Source organism: Hoeflea sp. CAU 1731 (genome assembly GCF_039888615.1).
In the GTDB taxonomy this organism is placed as follows: Bacteria; Pseudomonadota; Alphaproteobacteria; order Rhizobiales; family Rhizobiaceae; genus Flavimaribacter.
In genome coordinates, this window is record NZ_JBDQQS010000010.1 from 33,353 (window position 1) to 56,408 (window position 23,056).

At 61.1% G+C, this 23,056-nt stretch carries 22 protein-coding genes and 2 pseudogenes; 12 read left to right on the plus strand and 12 right to left on the minus strand.

The window, feature by feature from the left end:
• Positions 1–8 precede the first annotated feature (8 nt).
• On the plus strand, positions 9–242 hold the full coding sequence (locus AAFN47_RS16600; protein WP_220228095.1) for a DUF2093 domain-containing protein: 234 nt from the start codon (positions 9–11) through the stop codon (positions 240–242).
• Here the strand turns inward: AAFN47_RS16600 and lpxK are convergent.
• The 6 genes from lpxK to AAFN47_RS16630 form a co-directional block, all read right to left on the minus strand.
• Entirely contained in the window at positions 227–1,270 is a 1,044-nt protein-coding gene (lpxK, locus tag AAFN47_RS16605) for a tetraacyldisaccharide 4'-kinase (RefSeq protein ID WP_499810368.1), read from the minus strand. The genes AAFN47_RS16600 and lpxK overlap by 16 nt on opposite strands.
• Complete coding sequence (gene waaA, locus AAFN47_RS16610) at positions 1,264–2,589, minus strand: lipid IV(A) 3-deoxy-D-manno-octulosonic acid transferase (protein ID WP_499810369.1); 1,326 nt, start codon at positions 2,587–2,589, stop codon at positions 1,264–1,266. Before waaA ends, lpxK begins: the two co-directional genes overlap by 7 nt.
• Positions 2,586–3,344 carry a lysophospholipid acyltransferase family protein gene (locus AAFN47_RS16615; RefSeq protein ID WP_499810370.1) on the minus strand — a complete coding sequence of 253 codons (759 nt, stop codon included), beginning with the start codon at positions 3,342–3,344 and terminating at the stop codon, positions 2,586–2,588. The genes waaA and AAFN47_RS16615 overlap by 4 nt, the downstream gene beginning before the upstream one ends.
• A gap of 97 nt (positions 3,345–3,441) precedes the next feature.
• Positions 3,442–3,687, minus strand: a complete 246-nt coding sequence (locus AAFN47_RS16620; RefSeq protein ID WP_499810371.1) for a DUF4170 domain-containing protein — start codon at positions 3,685–3,687, stop codon at positions 3,442–3,444.
• A gap of 88 nt (positions 3,688–3,775) precedes the next feature.
• Positions 3,776–4,552 (minus strand): 3'(2'),5'-bisphosphate nucleotidase CysQ, encoded by a 777-nt coding sequence (locus AAFN47_RS16625; protein WP_499810372.1) that lies wholly within the window; start codon positions 4,550–4,552, stop codon positions 3,776–3,778.
• Between the two features lie 2 nt (positions 4,553–4,554).
• Positions 4,555–5,901 (minus strand): TldD/PmbA family protein, encoded by a 1,347-nt coding sequence (locus AAFN47_RS16630; RefSeq protein ID WP_499810373.1) that lies wholly within the window; start codon positions 5,899–5,901, stop codon positions 4,555–4,557.
• Positions 5,902–6,111: 210 nt separating this feature from the next.
• Here AAFN47_RS16630 and AAFN47_RS16635 point away from each other — a divergent pair, with 210 nt between their 5' ends.
• A complete protein-coding gene (locus AAFN47_RS16635; RefSeq protein ID WP_499810374.1) occupies positions 6,112–7,932 on the plus strand; it encodes a monovalent cation:proton antiporter-2 (CPA2) family protein in 1,821 nt (606 codons plus the stop codon).
• Here AAFN47_RS16635 and AAFN47_RS16640 read toward each other — a convergent pair.
• A complete protein-coding gene (locus AAFN47_RS16640; RefSeq protein WP_499810375.1) occupies positions 7,926–9,239 on the minus strand; it encodes a glutamine synthetase family protein in 1,314 nt (437 codons plus the stop codon). The genes AAFN47_RS16635 and AAFN47_RS16640 overlap by 7 nt on opposite strands.
• A complete protein-coding gene (locus AAFN47_RS16645) occupies positions 9,239–10,084 on the minus strand; it encodes a MurR/RpiR family transcriptional regulator (RefSeq protein WP_499810376.1) in 846 nt (281 codons plus the stop codon). The genes AAFN47_RS16640 and AAFN47_RS16645 overlap by 1 nt, the downstream gene beginning before the upstream one ends.
• A 125-nt stretch (positions 10,085–10,209) precedes the next feature.
• On the opposite strand from AAFN47_RS16645, the gene AAFN47_RS16650 reads away from it, so the two are divergent.
• The 9 genes and pseudogenes from AAFN47_RS16650 (at position 10,210) to AAFN47_RS16690 (ending at position 19,101) form a co-directional block, all read left to right on the plus strand.
• The gene (locus AAFN47_RS16650; protein WP_499810377.1) at positions 10,210–10,992 is read left to right on the plus strand and encodes an N-formylglutamate amidohydrolase; all 783 of its coding nucleotides are present in this window, start codon (positions 10,210–10,212) and stop codon (positions 10,990–10,992) included.
• Positions 10,989–11,636 (plus strand): cysteine hydrolase family protein, encoded by a 648-nt coding sequence (locus tag AAFN47_RS16655; protein ID WP_499810378.1) that lies wholly within the window; start codon positions 10,989–10,991, stop codon positions 11,634–11,636. The genes AAFN47_RS16650 and AAFN47_RS16655 overlap by 4 nt, the downstream gene beginning before the upstream one ends.
• Positions 11,633–12,943, plus strand: a complete 1,311-nt coding sequence (locus AAFN47_RS16660; protein ID WP_499810379.1) for a M20 family metallopeptidase — start codon at positions 11,633–11,635, stop codon at positions 12,941–12,943. Before AAFN47_RS16655 ends, AAFN47_RS16660 begins: the two co-directional genes overlap by 4 nt.
• 29 nt (positions 12,944–12,972) lie before the next feature.
• Positions 12,973–14,205: an ABC transporter substrate-binding protein gene (locus AAFN47_RS16665; RefSeq protein ID WP_499810380.1), complete on the plus strand. Its 1,233-nt coding sequence runs from the start codon at positions 12,973–12,975 to the stop codon at positions 14,203–14,205.
• A gap of 54 nt (positions 14,206–14,259) precedes the next feature.
• Positions 14,260–14,991 carry an ABC transporter ATP-binding protein gene (locus AAFN47_RS16670; protein WP_499810381.1) on the plus strand — a complete coding sequence of 244 codons (732 nt, stop codon included), beginning with the start codon at positions 14,260–14,262 and terminating at the stop codon, positions 14,989–14,991.
• A complete protein-coding gene (locus AAFN47_RS16675; protein ID WP_499810382.1) occupies positions 14,991–15,713 on the plus strand; it encodes an ABC transporter ATP-binding protein in 723 nt (240 codons plus the stop codon). Before AAFN47_RS16670 ends, AAFN47_RS16675 begins: the two co-directional genes overlap by 1 nt.
• A pseudogene (locus AAFN47_RS16680) lies at positions 15,695–16,579 on the plus strand (branched-chain amino acid ABC transporter permease); the annotation flags it as partial. The gene AAFN47_RS16675 and the pseudogene AAFN47_RS16680, both read left to right, overlap by 19 nt.
• Entirely contained in the window at positions 16,576–17,523 is a 948-nt protein-coding gene (locus AAFN47_RS16685) for a branched-chain amino acid ABC transporter permease (protein WP_499810383.1), read from the plus strand. The pseudogene AAFN47_RS16680 and the gene AAFN47_RS16685, both read left to right, overlap by 4 nt.
• 168 nt (positions 17,524–17,691) lie before the next feature.
• Complete coding sequence (locus AAFN47_RS16690; protein WP_499810384.1) at positions 17,692–19,101, plus strand: MATE family efflux transporter; 1,410 nt, start codon at positions 17,692–17,694, stop codon at positions 19,099–19,101.
• 2 nt (positions 19,102–19,103) lie between these two features.
• Here the strand turns inward: AAFN47_RS16690 and AAFN47_RS16695 are convergent, their stop codons facing one another.
• From AAFN47_RS16695 to AAFN47_RS16705, 3 genes and pseudogenes are all read right to left on the minus strand, one after another.
• Positions 19,104–20,000, minus strand: a complete 897-nt coding sequence (locus AAFN47_RS16695) for a patatin-like phospholipase family protein (RefSeq protein WP_499810385.1) — start codon at positions 19,998–20,000, stop codon at positions 19,104–19,106.
• Between the two features lie 135 nt (positions 20,001–20,135).
• The gene (gene rsmD, locus AAFN47_RS16700; protein WP_499810386.1) at positions 20,136–20,696 is read right to left on the minus strand and encodes a 16S rRNA (guanine(966)-N(2))-methyltransferase RsmD; all 561 of its coding nucleotides are present in this window, start codon (positions 20,694–20,696) and stop codon (positions 20,136–20,138) included.
• Positions 20,683–21,930 (minus strand): annotated as a pseudogene (locus tag AAFN47_RS16705) (pseudouridine synthase); the annotation flags it as partial. The gene rsmD and the pseudogene AAFN47_RS16705, both read right to left, overlap by 14 nt.
• Before the next feature lie 56 nt (positions 21,931–21,986).
• Here AAFN47_RS16705 and AAFN47_RS16710 point away from each other — a divergent pair.
• Positions 21,987–22,430: a nucleoside deaminase gene (locus tag AAFN47_RS16710; RefSeq protein WP_499810387.1), complete on the plus strand. Its 444-nt coding sequence runs from the start codon at positions 21,987–21,989 to the stop codon at positions 22,428–22,430.
• Here the strand turns inward: AAFN47_RS16710 and AAFN47_RS16715 are convergent, their stop codons facing one another.
• On the minus strand, positions 22,431–23,024 hold the full coding sequence (locus tag AAFN47_RS16715) for a hypothetical protein (protein WP_499810388.1): 594 nt from the start codon (positions 23,022–23,024) through the stop codon (positions 22,431–22,433). It lies immediately after the preceding gene.
• Positions 23,025–23,056 lie beyond the last annotated feature (32 nt).

The window sequence follows — 23,056 nt, forward strand, 5'->3', positions numbered from 1 at the left end:
GGAAAGGGATGAACAAGTTTGAAGGCCATGGGTCTGGCGAAGCCAAGATCCGCTATCTCGACTCCGATTTCCAGGTCATCACGCCCGGTTCCTTTGTCCGCTGCGCGATTACCGGCGAATCCATTCCACTGGAGGAGCTGAAATACTGGAGCGTGGCGCGACAGGAGCCTTATGCGAATATCCAGGCCTCGGTCGAGGCGGACCGGATCGCCGGCGTATTGCCCAATCAGACCGGCGGCTGATTTTCCGACGTTCTTCGCTTCCTGAAGTTTTCCCGCGCTTCCTCGATGATGCGTTGCCCGAGATCGGGCAGATCGAATTCCAAACGAACGTCAAGCACCTCGGACTGAGCGGCAAGCTCTCGCGTCTCTCCGCTCGCGTGCCTCAGGCGAGCCATATCCTTTGACGTGGTGACAAGCTGCAGGTCGTTTCGGCGGGCGAGATCGAGGAGGTCCGCCATCTCGTCCTCGTTGAGGCTATGGTGGTCACCGAAACTCCGCGTCAGCTCCACCTTGGCGCCGATCGTTTCGAGGCTGCGAAAAAACTTTCCCGGATCGCCGATGCCGGCCCAGGCCAGAACCCGCTTGCCGCGAAAGGACTTCGCCTTGAGCGGATTGAGGCGCGCCTCGTAGACAGGCTTCGCCGCCCGCCCGGCCATGCGCACGACGCGGTCGGCCGCGTCTCCGTCGCCGATCACAAGGAGGCCGTCCGCGCCGCGGATCTGATCGAGAAGCGGCGCTCGCACCGGACCAGCTGGCAGAATATGCCCGTTTCCAACGCCGCGGCGGGCGTCGATGACGAGAAGCGCGTAGTCGAAAGCGATCTTCGCGCTTTGAAAGCCATCATCCATGATGATCAGGTCGACGCCGTTTTCTATCAGGAGCTCTGCGCCGTCGACGCGCTTCGGGGCAATGGCCGTCGGGGCCTTGTCGGCCAGAAGCAGCGGCTCGTCGCCGACTTCCGTTGCGTAGTGGTGCGACGGATCGACGAGCGCCGTCTTGCGCAGCGAGCCGCCATAGCCGCGCGTAAGAAAACCCGGCTTCAGCCGCATTCTGCGGGCGGTGTCGGCGAGCGCGAGCGCCGTCGGCGTTTTGCCGGCTCCGCCGACTGTCAGGTTGCCGATGCAGATCACCGGACAATCGACCGGCGCGCGCGGCGCATGGCGCATGCGGATCGCCGCGCCGCGACCATAGGCGAACGCCAGCGGCGAAAGGCACCAGGCGCGCCAGTCCGATCGCGCCCACCAGAATGGCGGGGCTTCACTCACCATGGGCGGCGCTGTCCGTTGCTTCTTTGAAGCTGCGCCTGGACCATCAGCGGTTTGATATAGGGCTCCAGCGCGCGGATTGTCTTGGGCAGCGCGCCGCTCATTTCCTCGATCGTCTTGGCGGCGGCGGCGCACATGTCGCGGCGCACATTCTCGTTGCTGATGAGATAGTCGACGGACTGGATCAGCATGTCGCGATCCCGCACCAGCCGGGCGCCGCCGCGCTTCAACAGGCTCCGGTAGCTTTCGCGGAAGTTTTGAACGTTGCGGCCCGACAGGATCGCACATCCAAGAGCCGCGGGCTCCATCGGGTTCTGGCCGCCTTCGCCGGTGAGCGAGCGGCCGACGAAAGCGATGCTTGCAAGGCTGAGATAGTATCCCATCTCGCCAATCGTATCGCCGAGATAGACATCGGTGTTCTGGGTAATGACTTCCCCGCGCGAACGGCGGGCGACGATCAGGCCGCGCGACTTGATGAGGTTCTCGATATCATCCGACCTTTCGGGATGACGCGGCACGATGACCGTGACGAGGTCGTATTTCTGCATGAGGGCTTCATGCACGTCGACGGCGATCTCCTCCTCGCCGGCGTGGGTGGAGACGGCGGCCCAGACCGGACGGTCGCCGATGCGCAGCTGCATCTTGCGCAGCGCTTCGGCGTCGAAAGGCAGCGGCGCCACGTCCGCCTTGAGATTGCCGGATATGGTGATCGGACGGGCGCCAAGCGCATGAAAACGCTCCGCGTCGAGATCCGATTGAGCGACGACCAGGGAGAGATTTTCGAAAAGCGCCTCCGCCAGGCTCGGCCGCTTGCTCCAGCTCGAGAAGGACCGGTCCGAAAGCCGGCCGTTGACGAGAACCTGGGGCATCTTGCGCGCGCCGAGTTCAAGGATCGTCACGGGCCAGATCTCGGATTCGGCGATCACCGCGAGATCGGGCTTCCAGTAGTCGAGGAAGCGGGAAATGGCCGGTTTGAGATCGAGCGGCACATATTGGTGGATGACGAGATTGCCCAGACGTTCGCGGGCGACGGATGCGGAGGTGACGGTGCCTGTCGTCAGGATGACGTGGATGCCGCGGCTGCGCACCTCGCGGATCAGCGGCACGACGGCGTTGGTTTCGCCGACGCTTGCGGCATGGAACCAGACGATCGGTCCGTTGGGCCGCTCCACGCTCGCATAGCCGTAGCGTTCGAGCCGGCGCGCCCGCTCTTCCTTGCCCTTGGTCGCGCGCACCGCAAGGTAGCTGCCGATAAAGGGATAGATGCCAGCTCCGGTCCAGCGATAGGCTGTCAGAGCAACGCGCGCCCAGGTATGGCTCATTCACGCACTCCAACGGCCTCGTATGCTTGGCTCGTCACCCGATTCATCTCTTCAGTCAATATCTTCCGGAATTCCTGCAACTCCTCCTCCGACGAATTGCGCGGAACGTAAACAGGGTCTCCGATCTTAAGGCAACCCCGGCCGAATGGCAGATTTATGGTGGTCTTATCCCATGTTTTCTTGAAAACATAGTGATTGCTGGTTGCAAGGGCGATCGGAAATATCGGTCGGCCCGAAAGTTTCGCCAGCATCACGATGCCCTCGCTCGCCTGGCGCGGCGTGCTTTTCGAGATATCGGCGATGATCGTAATGTTGTAGCCGTCGCGAATGGCGCGGATCAGTCCGCGCAGGGCCTGAGCGCCGCCCTTCTGGTTCTGGAAATAGCTGGGCCGACCGCCAGACCCGCGCACGGTCTTGACGCCGTTGAGATCCAGGATGCGCGCATTGATCTCTGCGTCCTGGCTTCTCGAAACGAGGGCTGCGACCGGCTCGCTCTTCGGGCGATGATAGGGGATCAGATATTGCTGCCCGTGCCACATCGCGAAGATGCCGGGCCGCATGCCTTCCGATTTCTGCACGAAGTCATCGGACGCCGGCACGAACCGGTTGGACCAGTGGATGAATGTCAGCAGCCCGTGGATGAAATAGGAGACGATCGTGAGAAAGACATTCGAATGCAGCAGCCCGCGCAGCGGACGCCGTTTCCTGCGCTTGTGCGCGACATCACCGTCAGGGGGCCTTGTTTCGGAACTCATCAGTGATCGTTCATCCGCCAGCAAAAACCACGACGCCCGGCGCCATGACCGGACAGGGGCACAATCATGCTGGCCCGCTCATGCGGCCGCAAATGCCCTAGAGGCTGGTAGAATCATCATCTTCCGGATTCAAGAGCTTATGCATGTGAACGATGAAATATCGCATATGCGCGTTGTCGACCGTCTGCTGGGCCTTCGCCTTCCAGGCCACGAGCGCCGACCCGTAATCGGGGTAGATTCCAACGATGTCCAGATCGTCCAGATCACGGAACCGGACTTGCTTCAGATCCTCAAGTTCGCCTCCGAATACCAGATGAAGCAATTGCTTGCTTTCCTGCGCCATGGCCAACTCCATTGTTCAACCGGTAAAAATCAACACTGTCTTGCCACAGCAGTATGACGCCGGGTTTGTGCAATGCAAGAGACACCGTCTACAACTCGACACCGTCCAGTTCTTTCCTGAGCGTGGACATCATGCCGTTGGCGGCAGCGATCAGCGCGTCATGCTTCGTCGTAGCACGCGCGTAGCCCAGCGTATTGCCTTTGATGTCAACGAGGCTTCCGCCGGCCTGTCTGAGGATGATGTCTGCGGCTGCGATATCCCAGTCACTGGCGTTCGCCTTGACCAGCGTGGCCGAAAGCCTGCCGTCGGCGACCATCGCGATCCTGTAGGCGAGCGACGGGATGTAAACCTCATGCACCATCGTGGCGAGAGGACCGCCGGACAGCTTCTTCATGATCGATTTGGGCGCGGCGACGCGCCCGTCGAAACCCTTTGACGACACCGTTATCGGCTGGCCGTTCTTCATGGCCGGGCCGCCGAGCGCGGCTTCGAAGTATTCGTCGCGCGCGGGACAGGCAAGCACGCCAGCCTGCGGAACGCCGTCGCAGACGACGCCGATACTGACGCACCATTGGTCCTGCCCGCCGACGAAACCGCGGGTTCCGTCAAGCGGATCGACCACAAAGACGGGCGCGCCGCCAAGCCGCGACATGTCGTCGGCGCTTTCTTCCGACAGCCAGCCATAATCCGGCCGGCTGCGGCCGAGCGTCTCCTGCAGATAGTCGTTGACGGCGATGTCGGCCTCGGAAACAGGCGACGTTCCGTCCTTGTACCAGACATCGGGATCGCGGCGGAAATACCCCATGGCGATCGACGCCGCTTCACGGGCGGCGTCCCGAATGAGCGCCAGATCGCTTGTCGTCATGTTCAGGTTCCCGCCAGCGTCATTCCCTCTATAACAAGGGTCGGCGAAGCCGTCGGGAAGCTTCTGTCGATGTCGTTGGCGGCCGTCATGCGCTTGAACATGTCCTTGAGATTCGAGGCCACAGTGACCTCGGAAACCGGGTGGGTCAACTGCCCGTTCTCGATCCAGAATCCGGACGCGCCCCGGCTGTATTCACCGGTAATCATGTTCACGCCCTGTCCAATCACTTCGGTGACGTAGAAGCCGTTGTCGATCTCGCCGATGAGTTCCTCCGGCGAACGGCTGCCCGGCTCCAGGGCGAGATTGGTCGAGGAAGGATTGACATTGACGCCGTTGCGCGCGCCGCGTCCGTTCGTCTTCAGGCCGAGCTCCCGCGCGGTTCCGGTGGACAGGAACCAGTGTTGCAGAACGCCGTCCCTGATCATTTCCAACCGTTCGCCCCGAACGCCCTCGCCGTCGAAGGGGCGGGACGCCGAACCGCGAACGATCTGCGGATCGTCGGTGATGGTGATCGATGGCGCGAGCACCTGCTGGCCCATGCTGTCGCGAAAGAAGCTGGTTTTTCTGGCGACGGCCGCGCCATTGATGGCGCCGCCGATATGGCTTGCAATGCCGCGCGCGACGCGCGGATCACAGACGATCGGAATTCCGGTTCCGGTCGCCGCCTTGCGCGGATTGAGACGACGCACTGTCCGCTCGCCGGCAGAATGACCGATCTTTTCCGGACTTTCCAGGGCGTCGTAATAGACGCCGCTGTCGAAGTCGTAGTCGCGCTCCATGCCGGTGCCCTCCCCGGCGATCACGCTGACCGATCGTCCGAAGCTGCTTCGCCGGTAAGCACCGGAAAAGCCGTGCGACGTCACCAGCACCACGCCGACCATCCCCGTGGATGCTCCGGCGCCGGAAGAGTTGCTTACGCCGGGCACCTCCAGCGCCGCATTTTCCATGGCGAGCGCCGCATCGGTCAGTTCATCGGCGGTGACCTCGGTCGCGTCGAACAGATCCAGATCGATGATATCCCGCGCCAGATTTTCCGGATCGGCGAGCGTCGCATACGGATCTTCCGGCGAAACCTTCGCCATGGCGACGGCCCGCTCGGCGAGCGTCGTCATGTCCGCCCTGGCGTTCGCCGAGACGCTCGCCAACCGGTTTCCAACGAAGACGCGCAGCGAAAAGCTGTCGGCTTCCGAGGCGTCGGTGCTTTCCACCTTGCCCATGCGCACGTTCACGGAGACCGATTGTCCGCTGGCGACGACGGCGTCGGCCCGATCGGCGCCGGCGCGCTTTGCCTGCTCCACGAGCAATTCCGCCTTGCCCAACAATTCACTGGTCTTGTCCTGCTGCAACATCAATCAAGCCTTTCCGTTGGGCATCATTTATGGTCAAGGCGGTTCGGCATCAAGCTTAAACCGCCCGTGATCGCAGCAGGACTGCCCGACGCGCCAGCAATATTCGGCAGCCAGGGGAAAAAATTCATCAATATTACTATATTGCCTTTGACAGGAGCTTTTCCAAAGCTGTGGTAAACCGGACGCATCCAAAGCGAGGGACTGACATTCATGCCGGAACACGACATGCATTATTTCCGCGAGGCGCTGATACTCCTCGCCGGCGCCGTGATCGCAGCGCCGCTGGCCAAACGCCTCGGCCTTGGAACCGTGCTTGGCTATCTGTTCGTCGGTATTCTGTTTGGCCCCGTATTGCGGATCGTTCTCGGCGGCGGCGAAATCCTGAATTTCGCGGAACTCGGCGTCGTGCTTCTGCTGTTCATCATCGGGCTTGAACTCAAGCCTTCCCGGCTTCTGTCCATGAGCCGCGAGATCTTTGGACTGGGACTTGCGCAGGTGGTCGTCACCGGACTTGTGCTGATAGGACCGATCCTGGTTTTGAAACTGACGTCGTTCAACGCGGCGATCATCATCGCCTTCGGACTGGCGCTGTCCTCCACCGCATTCGCGCTGCAAATTCTCGAGGAACGCGGCGAACGCAACACGGCCGCGGGACAGCGGGCGTTCTCCATCCTGCTTTTCCAGGATCTCGCCATCGTTCCACTCCTCGCGATCATTCCCTTGCTGACGCCCTTCAGCGCCGGGGGGAACACCAACCCCCTGCTGGATTTCGGCATCGCGATCGCCGCCATCGTCGCGCTCTTTATCGCAGGCCGCTACATCCTCAACCCGATTTTTCAATTGATCGCCACATCGGGCGCCCGCGAGGCGATGATCGCGGCGGCGCTCCTCGTTGTGCTCGGATCGGCGAACCTCATGCAGTTCGCCGGCCTCTCGATGGCCATGGGCGCGTTCCTTGCCGGGGTTTTGCTCGCCGAATCGTCCTATCGGCACGAGTTGGAAGCCGACATCGAACCATTTCGCGGCATTCTGCTAGCGCTGTTCTTCATGGCCGTCGGCCTGTCGCTCAATCTGGACGTCGTGGTCAAGAACTGGCTGATGATCGTCATCGCCGTGCCTGTCATCATGATCCTCAAGAGCCTGCTGATCTACGTATTGTGCCGGCTGTTCGGATCGAGCCACAACGCCGCAATCCGGATCGCCGGCCTGCTGCCGCAAAGCGGCGAGTTCGGGTTCGTCATCTTCACGGCCGCCGCCGCCGCCGGCATCTTCTCCTCGGACACGGCTTCGCTGCTGATCGCCATCGTTACCGTCACCATGGCGCTGACGCCCTTCGCCACCATGCTGGCCGAACGGCTGCAAACGACGAGCGAGCACGAGGAACTGGAGGAGAATTTCGAAAACGCCGGATCAGATGTGCTGATGATCGGCTTTTCGCGTTTCGGTCAGATCGTGTCGCAGACGCTGCTTGCCGGGGGAACGGACGTGACGATCATCGATCATTCAGCCGACCAGATCCGCAACGCCTCCAAATTCGGCTTCAATATCTATTTCGGCGACGGCGCACGCAAGGATGTGCTTCTGGCGGCCGGCATCAAACGGGCGAAAGTGGTGGCCGTGTGCACCTACGGACGGGCGACGACAGACCGGATCGTCAACCTGATCCAGGCGGAATTTCCCGAGACGCGATTGCTGGTGCGGGCCTATGACCGCGCCCACACGCTGTCGCTGCGGGACCGCGGCGTAGACTACGAGATCCGCGAAACCCTGGAATCGAGCCTTGTCTTCAGCCGCAAGACCCTGGAGATGCTCGGCATGGACGAAGAGATCGCTGACGAAATCGTCAGCGACACGCGCCGCAGGGACGAGGACAGGCTGAAGGTGCAGGCGATCGAAGGCTTCTACGCCGGCAACGACATGTTGCACACCCGCCCGGTTGCGCCGGAACCGCTGATCAAGCCGAAGCGGGCCGCCGAACGCATCGACCTGAAGGAGTCCGAAGACGAAACGGCCGAAGCCGAGACTCAGTAGACCTCTTCGTAGGCTTTGCAGATTTCGGCTTCCGTCTTGCCTTCCAGCACCTTCATCTCGCCAAGCTTGTGCTGACGATAGACATCCGCGAACGCGCCCGGAAACCAGCCGGTGACGGTCTCGTCGGACGAAAACCGATCGAGCGCCTCCTCAAGCGATTGCGGCAGCCTGACGAAACCGCGCGAGGCGAGGTCACCGGCCGAGAGAAGCGACAGGTCTTCTTCCGTCGCCTTGGGGCATTCCAGACCTTCCTCGACGCCCTGCACGCCCGCATGGATGATCGCGGCCAGCGCCAGATAGGGACTAGCCGCGGCGTCCGCCGCCCGAAATTCGAAATTGAATTGCTCCGCAGGATCGACATCGCTGAGGTCGCTTGTCGGACAGATCCGCACCGACGCCTCGCGATCGCGAAAGCCCAGATTGTTGAAGGCGGCGCTCCATCGGTGTGGCGTCAGCCGGGTGTAGGAGACGACGCTTGGAGCCGTCAGGGCGACGATCCGGTCGAGATATTTGAGAACGCCGGCGATGAATTGTCTTGCGATGGCGCTGAGGCCGTAAGGGCCGCTAGCGTCCCAGGTCTGTCCGGCGCCGGAGGAATCCTGCAGGCTGAGATGGATGTGAACGCCGTTGCCGACTCCTGCGGGATCGCGAAGCGGCGTAAAACTGGCGCGGCGGCCGAGGCGCGCCGCCGTTTCCTGGACCAGTTCGCGGACGATTGCGGCCTGGTCCGCGATCCGCGTCTGCATCGACGGTCCGATGGTCACCTCGTACTGGTCGGCGCCGAATTCCTTCATGAAGGTGTCCGCCTTCAGACCGGCCTCCCCAAAGATCGAGAACAGGGTTTCGGCGAAGACCCTTTCTGCGCGAAAACCGGCGGTCGTATAGGCTCTGCCGGGCGGACAGCCGCCATCGACGAACTGGAATTCATGCTCGAAGGCGCCTTTGAGATGCAATCCCGTCGCATTTTCGAGACGCGCGAGCGCCTGTTTCAGGATCGACCGCGTGCAGCATTCCCAGGGCTTTCCCGACGTCGTCAGGATATCGCCGATAACGAATTGCTCCGCTGGACCGTCGTCGCCGAAATCCGCCCTGACGAGCGCCGACGGATCGGGAATGAGAACGAGATCGCCCAACGCGCCGTAGGGGCTTTCGGCAATGACGTCGAAACAGGTGATCTGAACATTGGTCGGCGTCCATCCGACCCCCCGCTTCAATCGCTTTTCGAATTCATGCGCGGCGAAGGCCTTTCCACGCATCTTGCCCGCGAGGTCGCTCGTCGCGGCGATGATCATCGGTTCATGTCTCATTACTCGTCCATTTCCTGATCAAGTCTGAAGCCATCCCACTGGCCAATTCTATTTCTGGTCGCCTCCCAGTCCTGCTCGGATACATTGGAGATTATCGCCTCGACAAGCGCGACAGCCCCGCAACTGGAATCCCAGGCTGTTCCGCTCTCAATCGGCAATGCAAGCACTTCCGTTGCATGGCGAGCGATCGGCGAGAGCCACTTGTCGGTAATCACGATCACCTGAGAACCGCGTTCGCGGGCGGCCATGCCCGCCAACTTTTCAAGTCGCGGATCGTAACGCCGGAAATCCATCATGATGAGGATGTCCTGCGAACGCATGCGCAGCAGATATTCCGGCCAGACTTCCGGGTCGGGCGGCAGGTGATAGACGTCACGGCGTATCTGGCGCAGATGCCGTCCGAGATATTCCATGACGGTGTCGCTGATGCGTCCGCCGATCAGATAGACGGCCCGCTTCTTGTCTGCCGTCAGCGCGCATACGCGGTTGAACTGCGCTTCCGTGACCGCCTTGGACACTTGCTGCAGCAGAACTGAGGTGTTGTTCAGATAACCTTCCAGAAAACCACTTCCGATTGGCTTGGTGCGTCGGCGCAACTCGACCGGCGACTGCTGCCCCTCCTTCAGTTCGCTTATCAGACGGCGTTGAAAATCCTGGTAACCGTTGCAACCGAGCTTTTGAATGAAACGGGTGATGGTCGGCGCCGATATGTGGGTTTTTTCCGCGAGCGTCTGTATTGGCTCAAGCCCGGCGAACGGATAGTCCGCAAGCAGCGCGGACGCCAATTTGCGCTCCGTCGCCGTCAGGTTGTCGGACATCTCACCGATTTGCTGTCGCAGGTCCATTGCGCTGTATTCCCTTGCAGAGCGCCAAACTCTCACTTTGAAAATATTTCGTCAATATCGAATATTTCGTTGACATTGATTGAATGTTTTCATCTACTACCCCTTAATCAGAGGGCCCTGAACATATGACGTCCTATGCCATGAGGCATGATTCATCCCTGTTGCGGAATGACGATCCACAACCTTTCGAGGTTGTGAACGGCGACAGCCCTTCCCCCGTCGTGCTGGTGTGCGAGCACGCGGGGCGCGCCATTCCCTCCGACCTCAAGAATCTTGGACTGGCGCCGCAGATCATGGACATGCATATCGCCTACGACATTGGTGCAGGCGCCGTTGCCAGGCTCGTCGCCGACGCCCTCGATGCGCCGCTGGTGCTTCAGCCCTACAGCCGGCTGGTGATCGACTGCAATCGCCCGGTCGAAGCGGCCGATGCGATACCGCAAACCAGCGACGGCGTGGTTGTGCCGGGTAATCGGAACCTCACGCAAGACAGCCGCAAGCGCCGCATCGAGGCGATTTTCGAACCCTTTCACCGGACGATTTCCGATCTGATCGAGAAATCGCACCGCACGACTCTTGTCGCCATTCACAGTTTCACCAGGCACTTCAGCGGACTGCAGCGCCTGTGGGACGTCGGCTTCGCCTTTCGCGCCGATCGACAGACTGCAGAGTTTCTCGCCGAACAGTTGCGCCGGCGAGACCTGTCGCTCCTGATTGGCATGAACGAGCCCTATGCGATCGACGCCTCCGACTGGTCGATCCCGGCGCACGCAGAGGGGCGTCAGCTCGCGCACAGCCTGATTGAAATTCGCAATGATCACTTGCGCGACGACGCCGGCCATCGCCGATGGGCGGACTTGCTCAGTGGCGCCATCGAGGAACTGGCTTCAAGAAGGGCGCCGTCATGACGTTGTCCCGCGACCTGCCTCTCACGCCCGAGCAATCCGCGCTGCTGTTCATCGACGTCCAGAATTTCTGCGCGCGGCGCGACGGCGGAGAGTTCAAGCATATCGAGGACGCCGAGTTCGACGCGAAATACGGCTGGTTCTACGATCAGTTCAGGACACGCGTGTTGCCCAACATGCAACGCCTTCAGAAGGGATGCCGCGACGCCGGGATCGAAGTGCTCTACACAACGATAGAGAGCCTGACGAAAGACGGGCGCGATCGCAGTCTCGATTACAAGATCACCGGTTTTCACGTTCCCAAAGGATCATGGGACGGCAAGGTCATCGACGAACTGGCGCCGGCCGACGATGAAATCGTGCTCCCGAAATCGTCGTCCTCCGTCTTCGTCTCGACGCATATCGACTATCTGCTGCGCAATCTCGGCGTTCGGCAACTCGTGATCAGCGGGCTTGTGACGGACCAGTGCGTGGAGAGCGCCGTCAGGGACGCATGCGACATCGGCTATCTGGTCACCCTCGTCACCGACGCCTGCGCCACCTATTCGCAGTTTCGCCACGACCATTCGCTTTCGGCGATCAGAGGCTACTGCAGGCAGGTGACTACCGATCAACTTCTCAAAGAACTTGGACAGGAGGCAGCATGAGCAACGCTATAGAAGCCGTCTGGAAAGCAATCGACGACGATCCGGATTTCGTTATCGAACTGACACAGGAACTGGTGCGCGTTCCCTCGGTCAATCCGAAATTTCAGGTCGATCCGGAGCTCAATCGCGAACCGGAAGTGCAGGACATCATCCAGAAGCAACTCGAAACCGATGGTTTTACGACGGAGCGCTGGGACGTGTTCCCAGATCGGCCCAACGTCATTGGCGAATGGGAAGGCTCCGATGAAAACAGCCTGATCCTGTGCGGTCACATTGACGTGGTGCCGGTCGGAGACGATTCCCACTGGACCAAGGAACCGTTCGGCGGCGAGATCACCGACGGCCGGATCTGGGGGCGCGGCGCCATCGACATGAAGAGCGGCGTCGCCGCCTGCATGGCGGCGGCTCACGCGATCCGGAAAACCGGCGTCGAGCTGGATGGCCGGCTGGCCATCCACAGCGTTGTGGACGAGGAGGCCGGCGGTTTCGGCGCCATTGATATCGTCCGCAACAAGAGACTTGCCAAACGGGCGATCATCGCAGAGCCCACCTGGGGCAATGTGGTGCCGGCCGAGGGCGGTCTTACCTGGGCGCGCGTCACCATTTTCGGAAAGCAGGCGCATGCCGGATGGCGTTTCAACTCGATCTGGCCGCAGGCTCATACCGCGGATCGGGTCGAGCCTGGCGTCAACGCCATCGAGCTGGCGAACCGGTTCCTCAACGCCCTGCGCGATTTTGAGGCAAGCCGGTGCCGTGACCACTGGCATCCACTGGTTCCTGCAGGTCTTGCGACGATCAATCCCGGTGTTATCCGTGGCGGCGCGGGGATGGGCGAAGACGGCAATCCCGTCATCATGTCCAACGCGGCTATCATCTCCGACGTCGTGACGATCGATCTCGACTACAAGTTCATGCCCGACGAGAATTTCGAGGACGTGAAAGCCGAGTTCGAGGCGTTTCTGCTGAATTTCGCGGCCATGGACCCGTGGATGCGCGAGCACCCGCCGAAAGTTCTCTGGGACCTGTTTGACCTCAATTTCCCGCCCATGAACACGCCGGTCGACCACCCGCTCGTCACATCCATTTACGAGAGGGCCGGTCAGGTCCAGAAGACAGCGCCGGTCGTCAAGGGATTCGAGGCCGTGACCGACGCCGCCCACTATGCGGGCGCCGGAGTGGACGCAGTGATCTATGGCGCCACCGGAGAGGGCTTCCACGCCTATGACGAATGCGTCGATATCGAAAGCCTCATCGATGCGACCAAGGTCATCGCCGCGGCGGTGATCGACAATTGCGGCACCAAATAATGCAAAACCCGATCAACAAGGAGAAAGCTATGTTGAACAGACGAATGCTGCTTGGCGCTGCTTCCGCGCTGGTTCTGGCCTGCTCGGCAGGCATGGCGCAAGCCGATGTCGTGAAAATCGGCGTCCTGGCGCCGGTCACCGGAAAAGCTGCGGCCGATGGACAGGAGATGGTCAACGGCGTCCAGCTCGCCGTCGACGAACTAAACGCCAATGGCGGGATCGACGGCAACACGTTCGAAGTCGTTGTCGGCGATGTCGGCGATGCGAGCGCGGACGCGGTCGCTACCGCCGCAGAACGCTTGCTCGGCGATCGCGACATGGGCGCGATCATGACGGGTTACGCCTCAGGGTCGAACTTCGAGATCGAGATGATGGCCGAGCAGGACATGATCTATCTGATTTCGGCGAACTCGGCCCAGACGGAAGGAATCATTGCGCCCAGCCCGGACGATTTCATGACGGTCTGGTCAACCACTCCCTCCTATGATGGATACAACACCGAGATCGTGCCCGTGATCGACGGGCTCTCCGAAAGCGGCAAGCTCAGTCTTCCAAACAAGAAGGTCGCGATCATCTCATCCGACAATCCCTATTCCAAGACGATAGCCGAAGGCATGGTTGAATCGTTCACCAAGGCCGGATGGGATGTCACGGAAAACGACCTCGTCCCCTTTGGCGAGATCAATGACTGGCGCGCGTTTCTTGCGAAGATCCGTCAGGATCCCCCGGCCGTTCTCATCAACACCGACTATGTTTCAGCCAACGCGGCGACCTTCATGACGCAGTTCATGGAAGATCCGACAAACAGTCTTGTCTTCATCCAGTACGCGCCGTCGGTTCCGGAGTTTCTGGAACTGACGAAGGAGAAATCCTCCGGTGTTGTCTACAATCTGCTGGGCGGGGTGCTGAACACGCCGACCAATCCGCGCGCCGCCGAAATCATCGAGAAATACAAGACGGCCTTTGGAACTGAGCCAGGCACCTACGGGCCTGGCCTCTACGAGCAGGTGATGATCTACGCAGACGCGCTCGACCAGGTCGGCGATCCTTCAAAGAAGCTCGAAATCGGCGAAACGATCGGCAAGACGAACAAGCAGACCGTCAGCGGCAACATACAATTCGACCCCGCGACGCACCTGTCGGTCCAGAGCAATGACGGCGTGCCGATCCAGTTCTACCAGATCCGCGATGGGAAACGCATCCTGTTCTACCCGGACAAATACGCAACGGGTGAGTTCGAACAGCCATCCTGGATGAAATAGCAACCGAAAAGCCGGGTCGGAGCAATTCGACCCGGCCCTCGACCGGTATTTTCTATGACCAATGCGATAATCGAGGTTGTGGACGCCTGCAAATCGTTCGGGGGGCTGAAAGCCGTCAAGGACGTGTCTTTCTCCGTAGAGACCGGAGAAATATTTGGCATTGCCGGCCCGAACGGTTCGGGCAAGAGCACGCTGTTCAATCTCATGACCGGCATCCCCTACGGACCGACGAGCGGCGAAATACGTTTCGACGGAACCCGCATCGACCGCTGGCCCGCCCACGCAATCGCCCGGTCCGGGCTCTGCCGGACATTCCAGAAGGATGCGGAGTTTCCCGATTTGACCGTTCTGGAAACGCTGCTGGTCAGCGCCGTTTACAACGGCGACCTGTCGGCCTCGGAGGCCGCGAACGAAGCGCAGAGCGTTCTCGAACTCGCGCAGTTCGACCCAAACCGCGTGGACATGCTCTCAAGCGAGCTCTCCGTTTATGAAAAGAAGCAGCTCATGATCGCCTCGGCGTTGATCTCGAAGCCGAAGGTTCTGATGCTGGACGAGCCCGCCTCGGGTTTGACGAAACCGGAGATAGCCAAGCTCGACGCTTTGCTGCTTGGCGTGAATCGTGCCGGCGTCACCATTTTGCTGATCGAACATGTGCTGAGCCTGCTGCTCTCCGTATCGCAGCGGCTGATCGTACTCAACCAGGGCGCCATTCTGGCCGAGGGCCTGCCGGCGGATGTGGTCAGGGACCCGGCCGTCGCAGAAGCCTATCTCGGAGGCGGGATCTGATGGAACGGCTTCTCGAGGTGACTGACCTTTCCGCAGGCTATGGCGCCGTCACCGTGCTTCGCGGCGTCGATATCCATCTGGACTCAGGCGAGAGCATCGGTCTGTTCGGCCCAAACGGACATGGCAAGACCACGCTGCTCAAGACTATTTCAGGCCTGATCCGGCCGACCGCCGGCGCTATCCGGTTTTCAGGAAATGACATTACGGCGGCGAGACCGCCCGACATCGTCAATGCCGGACTGATCCACTCGCCACAAGGCAATACGCTGTTCGGCGACATGCAGGTTTACGAGACGCTCGAGCTGGCGTCGATTGCTAAGCGGGCGAAAGGCGAAAGTCGCAAAAACCTGAAATCCGTCCTCGAACTGTTTCCGAGGCTCGAAGAGCGCCGGACTCAGAAGGCGAAGACCTTGTCGGGCGGCGAACGGCAGATGCTATCCATCGGCTGCGCGCTGATGTGCGTTCCCAAACTGCTGATGCTGGACGAACCGACGCTAGGCCTTTCGCCGCGACTCAAGAAGGAACTGGCCGCCGCTGTCGGAGACATCGCCAAAAGCGGCGTGCCGCTGGTGGTCGTGGAGCAGGACGTCGAATTCCTGATGGCGTTGACGGACCGGCTCTACATGATCGAGCATGGCGAGGTCGTACGGGAGATCGACAAGGCCAATGCACCTGACCACGAGGAGGTCATGAAACTCTATTTCGGCGAGGTCTCCCATTGATCGACACGCTTTTTGCGACCCTTGTTTCGGGCCTTGTTCTCGGCTCGCTCTACGCCCTGATGGCGAGCGGCCTCAGCGTTGTGTGGACAACGCTCGGCGTCTTCAATTTTGCGCATGGCGCCTTGATGATGATCGGGGCATTTTTCGCATGGACGCTGGTCGAACCAGTGGGCCTGCCCCTGCCGGTGGGCATACTGTGCGGCGCGCTCGGCGCCGCCGCAATCGGCATCGTGATCGAACGCCTGCTCGTGCGACCCTATTACGGCAACCGCAACATGCTGCTGATCACTGTGATGACGACGCTCGCGGCGATGATCATCCTGGAAAAGGGCGCCCAGATGATCTGGGGAGCGCGGCTGAAACAACTGCCGCGACTGATCGACGGCGAGATTTCGATCGCAAGCGCCACCATCTCCGCCCATGAAGCCGTGATGATCGTGCTTGCGCCTCTCGTGCTCGCCGCCATCTGGGCCTTCACCGTCAGAACCAATATCGGCCGGTCGCTGCGGGCGGTCGGACAGAACCAGGACACGGCGGCGTTGATCGGCATCAACGTGCCTTTCGCCTTTGCGCTGGCCTTCGGACTTGCGGCGGCGCTGGCGGGTCTGACGGGCGCGCTGCTCGGCTCCATTCGCTTCATTACGCCCGCCATGGGCGCCGATCCGCTGACCAAAGCGATGATCGTGGTGATCTTCGGCGGGCTTGGCAGCCTGGGCGCGACCGCCGGAGCCGCCTATCTGATCGGCCTCATCGAAGCCATCCTCGTCCTTTGGCTCGGGCTCTACTGGACGCCTTTCGTGCTGTTCCTGATCATGATCGTCGTCCTCGTATTCAGGCCGAACGGAATATTCGGAGGCAACCAATGACCCCGATGATCAGAAACGTCGTTCTGCCGCTTGCGGCGCTGATTGCGCTGGCGCTCACGCCGATCTTCGTGATCGACAGCTACACGCGCCACCTGTTCATCATCGCCTTCATTTACGCGATTATCGCCTCGAACTGGAACTTGAGTCTCGGCCAGTGCGGGGTCTTCAATTTTGGCCATCTGACATTCTTCGGCGTGGGCGTCTACACGGCGGCGATCCTCGCCAAGACGGTCGGGCTCAATCCACTTCTTGCGATCGCCGCTGCCGGCGTCACAGCGCCGATCGTCGCATTTCTGATGGCGGCGCCGGTCGCCCGTCTCAAGGGCATCTATGTGGTGCTGGTGACCTTCGCCTTCAGCCAGCTCGTCATGCAGCTTGTGCTGAGCCAGTCGCAGATCACGGGCGGCGCCGAGGGTATGGTGCGCATTCCCTATCTGAAGATCGGAGACTACTCCTTCATCCGCGACTACAAGCTCGGATACTACTATCTGTGTCTCTGCCTGCTCGTCGTCTCCACCATATTCCTCATTCTGATTGCCCGCTCGCCCTTCGGCAAATCCCTGAAGGCGGTGCGCGACGCGGAAGACTACGCCGTGTCGCGCGGAATATCGGTGTCGCGGCAGCGCGTGCTGGCGCTGGCGCTCAGCGCCATATTTACCGGCGTTGCCGGTGGTTTCTACGCGATCTATCTGCGAGTCGCCTCTCCGGAGGTGTTCGGTTTCGGCACCTTGACGCTTGCGCTGTCCATGCTGCTGATCGGAGGCGTTGGAACCACCTATGGACCGATTGTCGCCGCGCTCGCCATAACCTTCGCAACGGAATCGCTGGCCGGAATACGCGGCTTCGAAGAAGCGCGATACATCGTTATCGCCGTCGCCATGATATTGGTGCTTCGGCTTGCGCCCGAAGGCATATTGGGATTATTCAGGCGACTTACGGGTTAGCGGCGCGCCGCCAATCCGGTTTGTCTTCCGGGCTTTGACTGGCGACCGCACCGGTCTATAGCTGGCTGGATTGCTTCAAAGCGAGTCTCTCATGCTTGTCTCCGGGCCGTTCGCGGCCGCCCTTGTCTTATCCTGCAAGAACCGTGCTTCCTTCGCGACTGGAGCCCAATGAGCGCGCCTGCGAAGTTCGTCACCGGCTCAACGATGCGCCATGTCATCGTGATGGCGGCGACCGGCTCGGTCGGCCTGGTGTCGATCTTCATCGTCGACGCTCTGAACCTGTTCTACATTTCCCTGCTCGGCCAGTCGGAGCTCGCCGCCGTGATCGGCTATGCGGGAACGCTGATTTTCTTCACCGTGTCGATTTCCATCGGCATGTCGATCGCCGGCACAGCGATCACGTCGCGGGCGCTGGGCGCGGAGGATCGGGAGCGGGCGAGAAGACTGGCCGGGGCGAGTCTGTTTTTCACCGGTCTCACGACAACGCTGTTCGTCTCCATCGCCTTCCCCTTTCTGGATGTTCTGGTGGGAATGCTGGGCGCAACAGGCAGAACCGCGGAGCTGACCGTCGAGTATATGCGCATAGTGCTGCCTTCTCTTCCGGTAATCGCCGTCGGCATGAGCATGGCCGGCCTGTTGCGATCGACCGGGGACGCCAAGCGAGCGATGTTCATTACCCTGATCGGCGGCGCAGCAACGGCCGTGCTCGATCCGCTTTTCATCTTCGCCCTTGATCTCGGCATTCATGGCGCCGCCATATCGACCGTGATTTCCCGGTTCACAATCGTCGTCGCCGGTTACTATTTTCTGCGCCGGACGCACGACCTTCTCGCCTTGCCGTCGCTTTCCGTGCTCTCTCATGCTCTGCGGCCCTATTTGTCGGTCGCCGGGCCTGCGATCATGACGCAGCTTGCAACGCCGGTCGGCAACGCCTTCGTCACCTTCGAAATTGCGTCCTACGGAGATTCCGCTGTCGCCGGCTGGGCGGTGGTGGGGCGAATTATTCCCGTGGCGTTCGGCGCGCTGTTCGCAATGTCCGGCGCGGTCGGCCCGATCCTCGGGCAGAACTACGGCGCACAGCGATATGACCGGCTACGCAGCACAATGCGCAATTCCTATTTTCTGATGACTGTTTATGTCGCCGTGATGTGCGTCATTCTCGCGCTTGGCCGCGACCAGATCGCAGCGCTCTTCGACGCGACCGGCGAAGCCGGCGATCTCGTCCGTTTTTTCTGCCTTTTCGTCAGCTTTTCGTTCCTGTTCAACGGCTTGTTGTTCGTCTCCAACGCCGCCTTCAACAATCTGGGCTACGCGTTCTATTCGACGCTCTTCAACTGGGGACGGTCGGCGGGCGTGATACCGCTGGTGTGGCTGGGATCCCGGCTCTACGGCGCCGAAGGGGCGCTTGCGGGATTTGGCCTGAGCGGCGTTATTTTCGGTCTTGGCGCCGCCTTCACCTGCCTGAAGGTAATCGACCAGATCGCAAAGACCGGGCCACCCAAACCGCCTCACGAGCCGGACATCCGGTTCCCGCCGGCCGCCAATTCTCCGTTCACCAGCGGCAAGGCGGCGACCTGAAATTATGGATTGGCCTTGCCTGCAAAGGCCATGATCGCATCGAGCGAATACTTCAGCTCGTCGCGTATCGGGGTCGTGGCGTCGAGAATTTCATCCGCCTTGAAGAAATCGAGCACCCGGAAGGCGCTGACGTCCGGCCGCAGGAAAATGTGCGGGCTCGCGGCCTTGAGCTTCATCGATATGATCGACTGCATCATGATCTGGCTCGAACCGTATATGAGATCGACCGTTGTCGGACAGTCCTCGCTCGTGCCGCTCGGCCTACCCACGACATCGATGCCGATGATGATGTCGGCAAGACCGGCCAGATGGTCGTAGGGAACAGGATTGAAGATGCCGCCATCGATCATGTAGCGGTTGTTGCAAAGTACAGGCCGGAACAGGGCCGGTATCGCCGATGAGGCGGCAATCGCATTGTAGAGGTCCCCGCTTGTGCAAACGGCCTCTTCCTGCGCATAGAAATCCGTGACGATGATCTTCATGGGGATCTTGAGATCCTCGAAGCGTTTAGGCACGCTTTCGGGCAGGAAGGCCGGCAGGGTTCGCTCGATATTGAACTGGCCGAGACGAAATCCGCCGGATAACATGTCGCCCATGCTGTAGGGCCGCGATTTCCAGATGCGGCTGATAACTTCACTGCGCTTCGAAAAGACGGCCAACATGCTTTCGCGAACCTCTCGGCCCGTCATGCCCGCGGCCATGCCCGATCCCAGGATCGACCCTATCGAAGCGCCGGAAATCGCCACCGGTTTAATACCCAGTTCGTCGAGCACTTCGATGACGTGAATATGGGCGACGCCACGCGCGCCGCCAGCGCCGAATGCGACGGCGACTGTAGGCTCACCGGAGATGCGGTGGACGGACGACAGATCTTCCGAAAGCGCTGGCTGGCTCTGCATAATCGGCTTTCCCGGATCGCGCGGCGACGGACGGACAATCCATCCGGCCGGCATAGATCGAATGTGCGCCGTTCACGGCGGGAGTTCAAGAGCAGTGCGACAAACAGGCACGGCTTCAACTAACGCGAAGGACGCTCACTCCGGTTCATGGACAAAGAAATGCATCGCAGTGTCGCCGAATGCGCGTCTCTCCAGCAGACGGTAGGAGCTGTCTACCTCCGGCGTGACGCTTGCGCGCTCTTCCAGCACCGCAAGAGCCCCGGCCTTGAGCCAGTTTCCTCGCGCCGCCGCATCGAGCGCGCGCTCGCCGAGACCTTTTCCGTAAGGTGGATCCGCGAACAGGATATCGAACGGCTCTATCGCCTGTATATCGTCGAGGGCCGTGGCGTCGCGCCGGTAGATTTTTGATCTGCCTTGCGCCTGCAAGGCGTCGACATTGGAGCGGATGAGCGCGCGCCCTTCTGCGGATTGTTCCACGAACAGGACGAAGGACGCGCCGCGCGACAAGGCTTCAAGGCCCACCGCGCCAGTTCCGGCGAACAGGTCGAGGATCCGGCTGCCTTCCACGTCTATTGCAAGCCCGTGGGCAAGAATGTTGAACAGCGATTCCCGCGCGCGGTCTGTTGTGGGCCGGATCGACGCGCTTTTGGGCGCGGCGAGCCGATGACCGCGATGACTACCGCCGACGATCCGCATCGCTTCCGCGCGGCTTGCGTCCGGCCGGACGGGGTTTCGACTTGCCTGCGCCCATTTTCGCGCCCGGCTTGCCGGAAGGTTTTTTGGCGGCCTTCGCAGGGCCGACGGGACGCGCGCCAGGCGCCATCCAGACGTTGGAGCCGCGATTGCGTTGCGGCGCGGGTTTGCGCTGCGGCTTGTCGTCCTCGCCGAAGGACGACTTGCCGCCTCTGGCGTCGCCGCCGTCAGGTTTGCGGCGTTTTACGTCTCCGGCCCGCTCGGTGCGGCCGTCGGGTTTCCTGAATTCCTTGCGCGGTCGTTCCGGTTTTTCGGCGTCCGGACCATGCTTGAGTAGCGGCGCGTCGAAATTGGCGCCGGCCGCCAGCGCGAGACGTTCGCCCAATTGCTCGCGCAGCAGACGGCTGCGCACTTCCGATACGCCGCCTTCCGGCATGTCGCCGAGCTGGAACGGGCCGTAGGAGGTGCGAATGAGACGGTTGACCTCCAGCCCCAGAGCGCCCAGCACGTTTTTGATCTCGCGGTTCTTGCCTTCGCGCAGACCCATCGTGATCCAGACATTGGACCCTTGAACGCGGTCGAGCGTCGCTTCAATACCGCCATAGAGCACGCCGTCGACTGCGATGCCCTCTTGCAGCTTGTCAAGCGCCGCCTGCTCGATCTTGCCATGGGCGCGCACACGGTAGCGGCGCAGCCATCCGGTCGAGGGCAGCTCAAGCGTCCGGGCGAGGCCCCCGTCATTGGTCAGGAGCAGCAAACCCTCGGTGTTGATGTCGAGACGACCGATGGACATGACGCGCGGCATTGTTTTGGGCAGTTTTTCAAAGACTGTAGAACGGCCTTCGGGATCTTTGTGCGTGGTCACGAGACCGATCGGCTTGTGGTAGAGCCAGAGCCTGGTCCGTTCGATCGTGCGGATCGGCGAGCCATCGACCTCGATCCGGTCCTTCAGCGTGACGTTGACGGCTGGCGACTGCAGCACCGCGCCATTCAGGCTGACGCGGCCCTCGGCGATCATACGTTCGGCGTCGCGACGCGACCCGACGCCCGCGCGCGCGAGACGCTTTGCAATACGTTCCTCGCTGTTTTCATCGACACTGACCACCGGCGCGCGATCCGGCTTCGGGGCCGGCTTTCCGGTCGGCTTTTTGCCGCCGCGACCGGCGCCGCCTTTCGCGCCGCCCGGCCTTTTGCCAAATTTCGGTGATTTGGCTTTCGGGGACCGATTTTCCATCATCTATTGATTCCTATCAGGAGCGAGTTGCTCTATTACACCGGAATATGTCGACGACAATGCGTTTTATGGATGTGGCGCTCGAAGAAGCCAGGCTCGCCGCCGAACGCGGCGAAGTGCCGGTGGGCGCTGTCATCGTCCACAAGGGCGAGATCGTGACGCGTTGCGGAAATCTCACACGCGCCACAAGCGACGTGACGGCCCATGCGGAGATTGTGGCCATCCGAAGCGCCGGGGAGAAACTCGGGAGCGAGCGGCTTTGCGAATGCGACCTCTACGTCACGCTGGAGCCTTGCGCCATGTGCGCCGCGGCGATTTCCTTCGCCCGCATCCGGCGGCTGTATTTCGGCGCAGAGGACGCCAAGGGCGGCGGCGTTGTGAATGGTGTAAGGTTCTTCGCTTCCGCGACCTGTCACCACCGTCCGGAGGTCTATTCCGGCTTCTCCGAAAAAGCGGCTGAAACCATGCTCAAGTCGTTCTTCGCCGAACGCAGGCAGCGCTGATCAGAAGGGCCAGAGCTTGAAGCCCTTTTTCTCCTTGGCTTCAGCTTCGCGACGCTTTTCCTTGTCGTATTCGGATTCGCCCAGCTCGCCGACAGGCGCCGTATCGGCCGGTTCGCGATAGGCCATGGGCGGATCGCTCAAGGTGCGGCGGTCCGAATAGGCGCCCCTGGCGTTGGCCTTGGCTGCACGGAATTGCTGCCACTGTTCACTGCTGACGTTGTCGTCAGGGCTGGCCAGCGGCGACGTGTACGGTTTCTTGTCGCGATTGACGGAAGCCGTCTCGCGTAAACGCGCCCTGGTTTCTTCCGGAGATTCAAGCCAGGCGGGATTATCTTTCGAGGCCAGGCTCTGCTGCGGTTGCGGCAGCGTGGCGCCTTCCGGAGGCTCGACAATATCCGGCCGCGGATTGTATTCGGTCTTCTGATTCTTGCCCGGAGTGCCTATCGAGGCAATGCTGGTGATGTCTTGCAGCAACTGCACATTCTGCGACGTGCCCGTGCCGTAGGTCGGACCGCCGAGGCAGCCCGAAAGGACGGCTGAAACCGCTGTCGCACCGGCAATGACGCAACCCGACCGGAAAGTACTTCGCTTCATCTAACTGGTTATCCCGTTTCCCACCTGACGCC

Coding starts and splice junctions, on each gene's coding strand:
- AAFN47_RS16670 (WP_499810381.1), top strand. CDS start 14,260: ATGACCAATGCGATAATCGAGGTTGTGGACGCCTGCAAATCGTTCGGG.
- AAFN47_RS16635 (WP_499810374.1), top strand. CDS start 6,112: ATGCCGGAACACGACATGCATTATTTCCGCGAGGCGCTGATACTCCTC.
- AAFN47_RS16710 (WP_499810387.1), top strand. CDS start 21,987: ATGCGTTTTATGGATGTGGCGCTCGAAGAAGCCAGGCTCGCCGCCGAA.
- AAFN47_RS16650 (WP_499810377.1), top strand. CDS start 10,210: ATGACGTCCTATGCCATGAGGCATGATTCATCCCTGTTGCGGAATGAC.
- rsmD (WP_499810386.1), bottom strand. CDS start 20,696: ATGCGGATCGTCGGCGGTAGTCATCGCGGTCATCGGCTCGCCGCGCCC.
- AAFN47_RS16675 (WP_499810382.1), top strand. CDS start 14,991: ATGGAACGGCTTCTCGAGGTGACTGACCTTTCCGCAGGCTATGGCGCC.
- AAFN47_RS16655 (WP_499810378.1), top strand. CDS start 10,989: ATGACGTTGTCCCGCGACCTGCCTCTCACGCCCGAGCAATCCGCGCTG.
- AAFN47_RS16625 (WP_499810372.1), bottom strand. CDS start 4,552: ATGACGACAAGCGATCTGGCGCTCATTCGGGACGCCGCCCGTGAAGCG.
- AAFN47_RS16645 (WP_499810376.1), bottom strand. CDS start 10,084: ATGGACCTGCGACAGCAAATCGGTGAGATGTCCGACAACCTGACGGCG.
- AAFN47_RS16600 (WP_220228095.1), top strand. CDS start 9: ATGAACAAGTTTGAAGGCCATGGGTCTGGCGAAGCCAAGATCCGCTAT.
- waaA (WP_499810369.1), bottom strand. CDS start 2,589: ATGAGCCATACCTGGGCGCGCGTTGCTCTGACAGCCTATCGCTGGACC.
- AAFN47_RS16630 (WP_499810373.1), bottom strand. CDS start 5,901: ATGTTGCAGCAGGACAAGACCAGTGAATTGTTGGGCAAGGCGGAATTG.
- AAFN47_RS16690 (WP_499810384.1), top strand. CDS start 17,692: ATGAGCGCGCCTGCGAAGTTCGTCACCGGCTCAACGATGCGCCATGTC.
- AAFN47_RS16685 (WP_499810383.1), top strand. CDS start 16,576: ATGACCCCGATGATCAGAAACGTCGTTCTGCCGCTTGCGGCGCTGATT.
- AAFN47_RS16660 (WP_499810379.1), top strand. CDS start 11,633: ATGAGCAACGCTATAGAAGCCGTCTGGAAAGCAATCGACGACGATCCG.
- AAFN47_RS16640 (WP_499810375.1), bottom strand. CDS start 9,239: ATGAGACATGAACCGATGATCATCGCCGCGACGAGCGACCTCGCGGGC.
- AAFN47_RS16620 (WP_499810371.1), bottom strand. CDS start 3,687: ATGGCGCAGGAAAGCAAGCAATTGCTTCATCTGGTATTCGGAGGCGAA.
- AAFN47_RS16665 (WP_499810380.1), top strand. CDS start 12,973: ATGTTGAACAGACGAATGCTGCTTGGCGCTGCTTCCGCGCTGGTTCTG.
- AAFN47_RS16615 (WP_499810370.1), bottom strand. CDS start 3,344: ATGAGTTCCGAAACAAGGCCCCCTGACGGTGATGTCGCGCACAAGCGC.
- AAFN47_RS16695 (WP_499810385.1), bottom strand. CDS start 20,000: ATGCAGAGCCAGCCAGCGCTTTCGGAAGATCTGTCGTCCGTCCACCGC.
- AAFN47_RS16715 (WP_499810388.1), bottom strand. CDS start 23,024: ATGAAGCGAAGTACTTTCCGGTCGGGTTGCGTCATTGCCGGTGCGACA.
- lpxK (WP_499810368.1), bottom strand. CDS start 1,270: ATGGTGAGTGAAGCCCCGCCATTCTGGTGGGCGCGATCGGACTGGCGC.